At 67.3% G+C, this 9,343-nt stretch carries 7 protein-coding genes, 1 tRNA gene and 1 pseudogene; 4 read left to right on the plus strand and 5 right to left on the minus strand.

Annotated elements, in window-relative coordinates; all coding sequences use genetic code 11:
* The first annotated feature begins 19 nt into the window (after positions 1 to 19).
* A tRNA-Leu gene (locus tag ABLE94_RS09380) sits at positions 20 to 105 on the plus strand.
* 107 nt (positions 106 to 212) lie between these two features.
* On the opposite strand, the gene ABLE94_RS09385 is transcribed toward ABLE94_RS09380, so the two are convergent.
* A complete protein-coding gene (locus ABLE94_RS09385; RefSeq protein ID WP_348803819.1) occupies positions 213 to 1,136 on the minus strand; it encodes a mechanosensitive ion channel family protein in 924 nt (307 codons plus the stop codon).
* A 71-nt stretch (positions 1,137 to 1,207) separates the two neighbouring features.
* Here ABLE94_RS09385 and ABLE94_RS09390 point away from each other — a divergent pair, with 71 nt between their 5' ends.
* Together ABLE94_RS09390 and ABLE94_RS09395 are read left to right on the plus strand one after the other, a co-directional pair.
* Entirely contained in the window at positions 1,208 to 2,251 is a 1,044-nt protein-coding gene (locus ABLE94_RS09390) for a nucleoside hydrolase (protein ID WP_348803818.1), read from the plus strand.
* 10 nt (positions 2,252 to 2,261) lie between these two features.
* Positions 2,262 to 3,215 carry an LLM class F420-dependent oxidoreductase gene (locus ABLE94_RS09395; RefSeq protein ID WP_348803816.1) on the plus strand — a complete coding sequence of 318 codons (954 nt, stop codon included), beginning with the start codon at positions 2,262 to 2,264 and terminating at the stop codon, positions 3,213 to 3,215.
* Between the two features lie 45 nt (positions 3,216 to 3,260).
* On the opposite strand, the gene ABLE94_RS09400 is transcribed toward ABLE94_RS09395, so the two are convergent.
* Positions 3,261 to 4,652: a lysine N(6)-hydroxylase/L-ornithine N(5)-oxygenase family protein gene (locus tag ABLE94_RS09400; protein ID WP_348808636.1), complete on the minus strand. Its 1,392-nt coding sequence runs from the start codon at positions 4,650 to 4,652 to the stop codon at positions 3,261 to 3,263.
* A gap of 273 nt (positions 4,653 to 4,925) precedes the next feature.
* Here ABLE94_RS09400 and ABLE94_RS09405 point away from each other — a divergent pair, with 273 nt between their 5' ends.
* Positions 4,926 to 6,155, plus strand: a complete 1,230-nt coding sequence (locus tag ABLE94_RS09405) for an isochorismate synthase (protein WP_348803813.1) — start codon at positions 4,926 to 4,928, stop codon at positions 6,153 to 6,155.
* On the opposite strand, the pseudogene ABLE94_RS09410 reads toward ABLE94_RS09405, so the two are convergent.
* The 3 genes and pseudogenes from ABLE94_RS09410 to ABLE94_RS09420 all read right to left on the minus strand — a co-directional run bounded on the left by ABLE94_RS09410 (position 6,136) and on the right by ABLE94_RS09420 (position 9,260).
* Positions 6,136 to 7,419: pseudogene (locus ABLE94_RS09410) on the minus strand (cation:proton antiporter). The gene ABLE94_RS09405 and the pseudogene ABLE94_RS09410 overlap by 20 nt on opposite strands.
* 45 nt (positions 7,420 to 7,464) lie before the next feature.
* Entirely contained in the window at positions 7,465 to 8,994 is a 1,530-nt protein-coding gene (locus tag ABLE94_RS09415; RefSeq protein ID WP_348803810.1) for a tryptophan 7-halogenase, read from the minus strand.
* On the minus strand, positions 8,991 to 9,260 hold the full coding sequence (locus tag ABLE94_RS09420) for a phosphopantetheine-binding protein (protein ID WP_348808637.1): 270 nt from the start codon (positions 9,258 to 9,260) through the stop codon (positions 8,991 to 8,993). Before ABLE94_RS09420 ends, ABLE94_RS09415 begins: the two co-directional genes overlap by 4 nt.
* Positions 9,261 to 9,343 lie beyond the last annotated feature (83 nt).

Consider the following 9,343-nt stretch of genomic DNA (forward strand, 5'->3'; position numbering starts at 1 on the left):
CCCACCACGGCAACTGTAAGTCCGAGTGGCGGAATGGCAGACGCGCTAGCTTGAGGTGCTAGTGCCCTATTAACGGGCGTGGGGGTTCAAGTCCCCCCTCGGACACACGCACACCGCAGGGCCCCGGGAATCTTCCCGGGGCCCTGCGTTTTTCGCCCATCTCGAATCGTTGACGTCGAGCGGCCGACGTCGAGCGGCCGACGTCGATCGGCTCAGTCCGCGGTCCGACCGACGAGCACCTTGCCGTTCGGATAGGGCATGTCGATCCCGTTGCGCTCATATCCGCGCAGGATCTCGTGACGCAGGCGGCGCGCCACCGCCCACTGCGCGTTGGGCCGGGTGGTCACCGTCATCCGCAGTGTCACCAGATCGGCGGCGACCTCCTGGATCCCGAGCATCCGCGGGTCGTCGAGGACATCACGTGCCAACTCGGCATCCTCGTCGAACGCGGCACGGACGGCGTCCACCGCCACACGCTGAGCCAGGTCGAGATCGGCGCGCAAGGACACCGGCACCTCCACCCGGGCCACGGCGTAATCCTGACTCATGTTGCCCACCCGCACGATCTCGCCGTTGCGGACATACCAGAGGGTGCCGTCGACGTCCCGGACCGTGGTGACCCGCAGGCCCACACTGGCCACCTCGCCGATCGCCTCGCCCAGGTCTACGGTGTCGCCGACCCCGTACTGGTCCTCGAGAAGCATGAACACGCCACTCACGAAGTCGCGGACCAGATTCTGTGCACCGAAGCCGATGGCCAGGCCGACGACGCCCGCCGAGGCGATGAACGGTGCGATGTTGACCCCGAGGACCGACAGGATCGCCAGGCACAACCACACCAGCACCACGATGGAGACCGTGGACTTGCACACCGATCCGATGGTCTGCGCTCGCTGGGTGCGCCGCGCGATGATCGTCTCGTCCGGGATTGATCCCGGTGCTCGCTCACGCAGATGCCGCACCACCGCGGGCATGCCGCGGCCATCACCGCCCCGCGTGGCGCGGTCGATCAGGCGGTGTGCGAGGAAGCGCACCACCAACGCCCCGATCAGATACGCAACGATCCGAACAGGGGTCTCCACCAACCACATTCGTGTGGTGTCCGTCCATTCGAAGGCCAGTAGGTGATCAGTCATGCCCTCCGACCGTACGCATCTGAGCCGAGATGTCGAACCTGCTGGACAGGCCGGGCAGGCACAATGGCCCGATGACCGCGCGACTCTTCTTCGACTGCGACACCGGCATCGACGACTCCCTGGCGCTGCTGTATCTCCTCGGGCGCGACGACGTCGACCTCGTCGGGATCGCGAGTACCGCCGGGAATGTCCCGGCCGACGTCGTCGCCGCCAACAATCTCGCCTGGCTGGACCTGTGCGGCCGTGAGGACGTTCCGGTGCATCTGGGTGCCGCCGTCCCGCTGGTCGCCGACCTGATGACCACGGAGGACACCCACGGACCGCTTGGCGTCGGGTACGCCGAACTGCCCACCAGCACGCGGACGGTGGCCGACGACGACGCCGCCGATGCGTGGATCGTCGCCTCCACATCACATCCGGGTGAGTTGGTGGGTCTGGTCACCGGACCGATGACGTCGCTGGCCACCGCCATCCGCCGTGATCCGCAGCTGCCCTACCGACTTCGCCGACTCGTGATCATGGGTGGTGCCTTCCATGTGCACGGCAACACCACTCCGACCTCGGAATGGAATGTCGCCGTTGATCCGGAGGCCGCCGCCGAGGTCTTCGCCGCGTTCGGCGTCGCCGGCACACCGGCGCCGATCGTGTGTTCCCTCGACCTCACCGAGGCCATCGCACTGACGCCCGACCACGCGGTCCGGTTGGCCGCCGCCGCGGGCAGTGAGCCGCTCGAATGCCCCGATCCGTCCGACCAACCCGGCCTGCGTTCGGTCGCGAGCAATCACCTCATCCGCCACGTGATGGATGCGGTGCGCTTCTATCTCGAGTTCCACCACGCGCACGACGAGGGATATATCGCGCACCTGCACGATCCGTTCGCCGCGATGGTGGCGCTGAATCCGTCGCGCGTCACGACCCGTCCGGCGCAGGTCGCGGTGGAATTGACCGGACCGCTCACGCGTGGGACGACGGTGGCCGACGAACGCGGAATGTGGGGCGGCGAACCGAATGCCGCGATTGCGACCACCACCGACGTCGAGGCCGTGTTCGACGATCTCATCGACACCATCGCCGAACTCGCCCGAACGGTCGGCAATCGCGAGGGCTCGGCGTAGCGTTGATGCGGTGACCCGCCTCGGCTATCAGATTCCGAATTTCACCTATCCCGGCATCGCACCCGATCACCTGTTTCCCACCATCACCGCGCAGGCGGTCGAGGCGGAGAACTCCGGTTTCGACACGGTGCTGGTGATGGACCACTTCTATCAGCTGCCCATTCTGGGCGAACCAGACGATCCGATGATCGAGTGTTACACCCTGCTCTCGGCGCTGGCCCAACACACCTCACGAGTGCGGTTGTCGGCGCTGGTCACCGGCAACACCTATCGCAACCCGACGCTACTCGCGAAGACCATCACGGCTCTCGATCTGGTATCGGAGGGCCGCGCCCAGCTCGGCATCGGCGCGGGCTGGTTCGAACTCGAACACGACTCTCTCGGTTACCAATTCGGTACTTTCACCGACCGGTTCGAGAAGTTGGAGGAAGCGCTGCAGATCATCCTGCCGATGCTGCGGGGCGAGCGTCCCACCCTCGCCGGCAAGTGGTATCAGGTCGCCGACGCGATCAACTCCCCGGCGCCGGTGTCGGCCATCCCGGTGATGATCGGCGGTGGCGGCGAACGCAAGACCCTGCGCATGGTCGCCCAGTACGCCGACGAATCGAACATCATCTGTGCGCCCGACGAGATCGGTCGCAAACTCGACGCCCTGGCCGGCCACTGCGAGAAGCTCGGCCGCGATCGCTCCGAGATCACCGTCAGCCTGCAGACGTCGGCGTGCGTGGCACCGACGCACGATCAGGCGATCCGCGAGTTCGAGGCATACCTGGCGCGAAATCCCCGCGCCGAGGTCCGGCGTGCGAGCACCATCGTCGGTTCGCCCGAGGAGGTGGCGGCCCGTTACGGCGAGTTGCTGGCCACCGGAATCGACGGCTTCACCGTCAACGCTCCGGCCAACGGTCACATCGCCGGCCGCGTCGGCTTGCTCGGCGAGACCCTGACGCCCGTCGTCGGACACTGAGGCCGGCCGTCGTCGGACACTGAGGCCGGCCGGTCACACCACCGCCTACAGTCCGGACGGCGTCGAGACCCGCACCGAGGTGGCGACACCGTCGGTTCCGTTGGGTACCGCGCCGGTGCCGGTGCCGGTGCCGGTGCCGAGGATCGTGTCGACGATCTCCCCGGACCGGATCGCGACATTGGACAACAGCGTCGACGTGAGACCGTGGGTGTGCTCAGAATTGCCCTGCACAAAGATCGACCCGGTGACCTCGGGATCGGTGCGCACGCGGTACTGCCGATCCAGGATCGGCCGTCCATGCACATCCGAATGGCATCGCCTCGCGAGGCCGCCGACCAGGTCGGCGATCGGGGTGGGCTCGAAGCCGGTGGCGAAAATCACCGCGTCGCAATCGATATCGAGTTCCTCTCCGGTCAGCCGATGGATCATCCGGAGCCGCGCGGTGTCATCGGTTTCGACGATGTCGACGACCTCGGTGGATCCGTGGACGAACAACCGGCGGTCGCCGGCGACCCGCTCGGTGTACTCGCGCCGGTACAGTTCCTCGATCAACTCCGGGTCCACCGCCGAATAGTTGGTGCCGCGGTGATAGGTGAGCAATCGCTCACGCCAGGCCGGCTCGGCGGCGAAGTACTCGTCGACGGTCGACGCATCGAAGACCCGATTGGCGTACGGGCTGTCGTCGGCGGGTGTGTAGCCGTACTTGGCGAACACGGCGTGCACCTCGGCACGTGTTTCGGCATGCAGGTATGCGGTCACCTCGGCGGCGCTCTGTCCGGCGCCGACCACCACGAACCGTCCGTGCGGCGTCGACGGCAACGCGGCCAGACGGGTGAGCAGGTCATGGTTGTGGAAGACCCGGGGCCCGGCCGACACGCCCGCGGGCAGTTTGCCGCGGATGCCGCCGCCGAGTACCAGGTTGCGCGCCCGGTGGGTACCCGAGGCGGTCACCACCTCGAACACGCCATCGGACCACCGGACATCGGAGGCCTCCGTCGAGTACTGCACCGGGATGTCGACCCGGTCGGCGGCCCATCCGAGATAGTCGTGGAACTCCGACCGGAGGGGGAAGAAGGTGGCCAGATTGATGAAGTCGGACAGCCTGCCACGCTCGGACAAGTAGTTCAGGAACGTGAACCGACTGGCCGTATTGCGTTGAGTGGCGAGATCTTTGAGAAACGACACCTGCATCGTCGCGCCCGGCAACAACATCCCCGGGTGCCACTCGAACCGGTCACGCCGTTCCAGGAATCGCGCCGACAGTGGGCGCTGGTCGGGGGTCCGCTGTGTGGGGGTGTCGGAGTGAATGGCGCCGTTGGTGTGAAAGGCCCCGTTGTGAAAGGCACTGTTGTGTTCCTCGATGGCGATGGCCAGCGCCAGGTTCGACGGACCGAAACCGATCCCCACCACATCCGTCGTGGAACTGTCACTGCACACGCGCTACTCCTCTACGTTGACACCGGCGGTGGCTGCGATGGCGCCGGGTCGGTCATGGCACCCTGATCGGGGCGGGAAGGCCACCGCTTCGATGACCCGGTGAGATCGTCGTCTCATGCCCGGCCGTCGGCCCCCGCACCGGACGCCAGCTATCGTGAAGGTAAGTCTAACCTAAGGTTCAGCAGCGGGTTCATCTGGCATGCATGTGGGTCAGCGCACCAGACGATCCGACAACCAGAGTGAACCGCTGTCCTGCTCAGGAGAAGAAACGAGATGAACCCTTCGATCGTCAGCACCCGCGATGTCACCGCCGACGCCGCCACCACGAGCCATCAGGGAAGGCCGGAATCGGCCGACCCAGGCGGGTTCCTGTTCTGTCGCAACGAGTATCACGTGATCGCCGCGGGCGTCGAGCAGCCGTTCGCCGACGTCACCCTGGCCGCGTCGGCCCTGCGTGACGGATCGGTGCGGGCGGTGGTGGGCGCCATACCATTCGACACCACCGACGACGCCGCCCTGTGGGCACCGCAGACGGTGTCGAAGCACACGGGCACCTGGACCGCGTCCACCCGCCTCGGCATCCCCGACACCGGAACCCCGCACACTGGAATCCCGCACGCTGGAGTCCCGCACGCCGCGATCGAACGCGCCGATCCGGACACCGCCGAGCACCGACGCCGTGTGGTGTCCTCGGTTCGACGCCTCGCCGACCCCTCCGACGAGCTCGAGAAGGTGGTGCTGGCCCGGACCCTTCGGCTCAGTGCCGACGGTGCGATCTCACCGTGGGAGATCGCCGCACGGATGCGGGCGGCCGACTCGAACGGGTCGGTGTTCGTCACCGACCTCTCGGCCGCATCCGGGCATCGCGGCGCCCACCTCGTCGGCGCGAGCCCGGAGGTGCTCATCTGCAAACGCGGAACCACCGTGACCGCCCATCCCCTGGCGGGCTCGTCGGCACGCCACCCCGATCCGCGGATCGACGCCGAACGCGGTCGCGCCCTGAAGAATTCGACGAAGGACCACACCGAACACCGCTACGTCGTCGACGCCCTGGCCGCAGCGCTCACGCCACTGTGCGACACCCTGCACATCCCGGAGGAACCGGTGCTGATGACCACCCCGACCATGTGGCATCTCGGCACCCCCATCGAGGCCACGATCACCGAGCGGTCCATCACCTCCCTCGATCTGGCGTTGGCGGTTCATCCGACCCCGGCGATCTGCGGAACCCCGACGCGGCCGGCCCGCGAGCACATCCTGGCCACCGAAGGGCCCCGCGGGTTCTACGCCGGAGCGGTGGGCTGGTCGGAGTCGGCGACCGCGGGGGGCGACGGTGAATGGATGGTGACCATCCGCTGCGCCGAGATCGCCGCCGACGGCCGCAGTGCCGTCACCTGGGCCGGCGGTGGAATCGTCGCGGCGTCGGACCCCGATGCCGAGGTCTCCGAGACCGAGAGCAAGTTCGCGGCCGTCCTCGATGCGTTCAGGATCGATCGAGGGTAGGCATCGTCGGGGCAGCAGTCTGCGGCGATGGGGGTGCGGGTGAATCACGTTCCGGCGCAACGTCGATGACTGCCACACGCGCGCTGCGTGTCACGCAGTAGGCAACCCAGGGCCCGGCCATGATCGAGGTGACCACGGCCAACAGCACCACGATCATGTAGATCTCTTCGCCGAAGACGCCCATGTGCAGTCCCGCGGAGGCGATCACGATCTCGACGACGCCCCGCGCGTTCAGTCCTGCGCCCAGCGCGGCGGCATCCCACCTCGGGATCCGTGCGATGCGCGCACCGGCATAGGCACCGACGAACTTGCTCACCACCGCGGCCACCAGGAGCCCCGCCGTGGCGAGCAGCACCTGGGGACGCGCGATCAGGTGCAGATCCAGGTGCAGTCCCGCACCGGCCAGGAAGACCGGGGCCAGCACCCAGCTCGTGATCGCTTGCAGCGGCGCCATCACGGACTCGCCCCGGTGGCCGATGATCACCCCGGCGAGGAATGCACCCAGGACCGGCTCGAGGTGCACGGCCCCGGTCAGAGCCGCACCGGCGATCAGAGCCAACACCACGATCCCGCCGGTCTCCGAGCGATGGCGGGAGGTCTCCAGACGATCCAGCGCCTAGCTCACCGGTCGTCGCAACAGCCAGGTCGCCACCAGCAGGGCCGCCAGGGCTCCCAGGGTCAACGGCAACCGGGAACCCCGGAGCCCGGAGGTGGCCATGGCCGAGACGACCGCGAGGATGACCCAGGCGGCGACGTCGGTGAGGGTGCCGGTGGCCAGGGTCAGCTGACCGATTTCCTTGCGCATCAGGTCGAGCTCGGTCAGGATGCGGGCGATCACCGGAATCGCGCTGACCGACAACGCCGTTCCGAGCAGCAGCACGAATTCGGTGGTGCCGGCGGACTGCCCGCGCAGCGTGTGCGGAATCAGCAGTCCGGCAACCACTCCGGCGACCAGCGGGATCACGAACGATCCGACGCCGACGGACGCCAGCACGGTGGTACGGCGGCGGAGGAAGGCACCGTCGAGGTCGACGGCGGCCAGCCCGACGAGCAGGACGACGCCGAGCGTACCCACGGCCGACACCAGCGGCAGCGCATCGCCGGTACCGAAACTCCACGCCGGGGGCAGCACCGCCCCGAGCAGCGACGGCCCGAGAATCACTCCGGCCGCGAGTTGCCCGGTCATCGCCGGCAGCCCGAGTCGCTGCGCGATCATGCCGCAGCCGAGCGCGGCCATCAGGACCAGGGCGAGATGTCCGAGCATCAGGGCCGTCGGTGGTTCCCGGTCACCACCGACCGCGACACCCGATCAGACCGGTACATCGGCCGGCTCGGCCCACGACAGACCGTTGGCCGACGGTACGAGCCCGCCCGCCAGCAGCGGCGGCTCGGTGGCCCGATCACCCACCGCCCCGCGTGCCTGGAGTGCGTTCATCTCCTCCATCACGTCGCGGACCACCGGAGCGGAGAACATGTGCCCCATCCGCTGACCCGAATCGGTGTCCATACCACCGGTTTTCGCGGCGGCCCGGGTGAGGGCGTCCGACGATGCGCGGAAGCGTTCGATGATCTGCGACGGGTCGGTGAGAGCCTGCTCGCCGGAGAAGCCGCCGGCCACCAGGGATACGAACGCGGTCATATCGGTGCGATCGAAGTTGGTGACCCGGCGGGCCTTCCAGAAGTACGAGTCCTCGGACTGCTCCATGTCGTAGAACGCCGACAGGAATTCGTGGAACACCGCGTACTCACGCCGGTAGCGGCCCTCGAATTCGCCGAATGCCCGGTCCTCGCTCACGGTGCCGTCGAGCACGCTGTTGATGGATCGGGCCGCCAGCACACCGGAGTATGTCGCGAGGTGGACCCCGGTGGAGAAGACCGGATCGATGAAGCACGCGGCGTCGCCGACGAGCACCATGCCATTGCCCCAGAAGCGGGTGTTGGCATACGAGTAGTCCTTGCGCAGCCGGATCTCACCGTAGGTCCCCTCGGTCACCCGGGTGGCATCGGCGAGCATGTCGCGCACGATCTCGCAGCGATCGATGTAGTGCAGGAGGGTCTGTTCCTGCGCGTTGATCACGTGATCGGCCTTGTCCTTGGCGATGACGACGCCGACGCTCGTCAGCGTGTCCGACAGCGGGATGTACCAGATCCAGCCCTCGTCGAATGCCGCGCACAGGATGTTGCCGCTGTCCGGGGCCGGAAATCGTTTGCCCCCTTCGAAGTACCCGAACACCGCAATGTTCTGGAAGAACTCCGAGTACACGCGTTCGGCGCCGGCGTGCCGGGTCAGTCGGGTGGAGTTGCCCGACGCGTCCACCACGTAGGCGGCGCGGATGTGATGCTCGACGCGATCGGCATCGACGTAACGCACACCCACGACGCGTCCGCTGTCGTCGGTGTCGACGCCGTTGACCCGACTGTTCTGCCGGACGTCGACGCCGTTGGCCGCCGAGTTCTCCAGCAGGATCTGGTCGAACTTCATCCGCTCGACCTGGTAGGCGTAGCTCCCCTCGCCGGCGAACTCGGGTGAGATGGCGAACAGGAAGTTCCACGGCACCGGATTGGTACCCCACCGGAAACTACCGCCGCGCTTGTGCATGAATCCGGCGTCACGCACCTGCTCGTAGCAGCCGAGGAGTTTGCACACACCGTGAATCGTGGACGGCAGCAACGATTCCCCGATCTGGTACCGGGGAAAGGTCTCCTTCTCGAGCTGGATCACCCGCCGACCGCTCTTGGCCAACATCGTGGCGGTGGTAGAGCCACCCGGTCCACCGCCGACGACCACGACATCGACGTCTTCGGTCACGGCGGGCGCCTGATCTCGCTGCCCGCTCATCGTGCGGAGTCCGGCGTCGACGCGGCGGCCGCGGTGAGTTCGCGCACCCAGGAGCCGACGACCGGGTCCGAGGCGAGGGCGACCAGATCTGCCTGCACCGCACCCGCGGCGCGCCACCGTTCGATCAGCGACATCAACCGCACCGAATCCAGTCCGATGTCGAGAACGTTTGTCTCGTCGGTGATCTCGGATGCGGGCAACTCCAGGATGTCGGCGATGTCCCCGATGATTCGTTCCCGGGTCAGCACTGCACCAACAGCGGCCATCTGGTCTTCCTCACTTCTCCGCCATCGTCGTGATGGCACGTCGCGCGCTCGGTGACGACTCCCGCCGATCCGGTGTCACCGCA

The sequence above is a fragment of the Gordonia sp. VNK1 genome, from assembly GCF_040049135.1.
Lineage (GTDB): Bacteria > Actinomycetota > Actinomycetes > Mycobacteriales > Mycobacteriaceae > Gordonia > Gordonia oleivorans.

Excerpts from the sequence above, each read along its gene's own strand:
- ABLE94_RS09385 (WP_348803819.1), bottom strand. The coding sequence starts at position 1,136 with ATGACTGATCACCTACTGGCCTTCGAATGGACGGACACCACACGAATG.
- ABLE94_RS09390 (WP_348803818.1), top strand. The coding sequence starts at position 1,208 with ATGACCGCGCGACTCTTCTTCGACTGCGACACCGGCATCGACGACTCC.
- ABLE94_RS09405 (WP_348803813.1), top strand. The coding sequence starts at position 4,926 with ATGAACCCTTCGATCGTCAGCACCCGCGATGTCACCGCCGACGCCGCC.
- ABLE94_RS09415 (WP_348803810.1), bottom strand. The coding sequence starts at position 8,994 with ATGAGCGGGCAGCGAGATCAGGCGCCCGCCGTGACCGAAGACGTCGAT.
- ABLE94_RS09420 (WP_348808637.1), bottom strand. The coding sequence starts at position 9,260 with ATGGCCGCTGTTGGTGCAGTGCTGACCCGGGAACGAATCATCGGGGAC.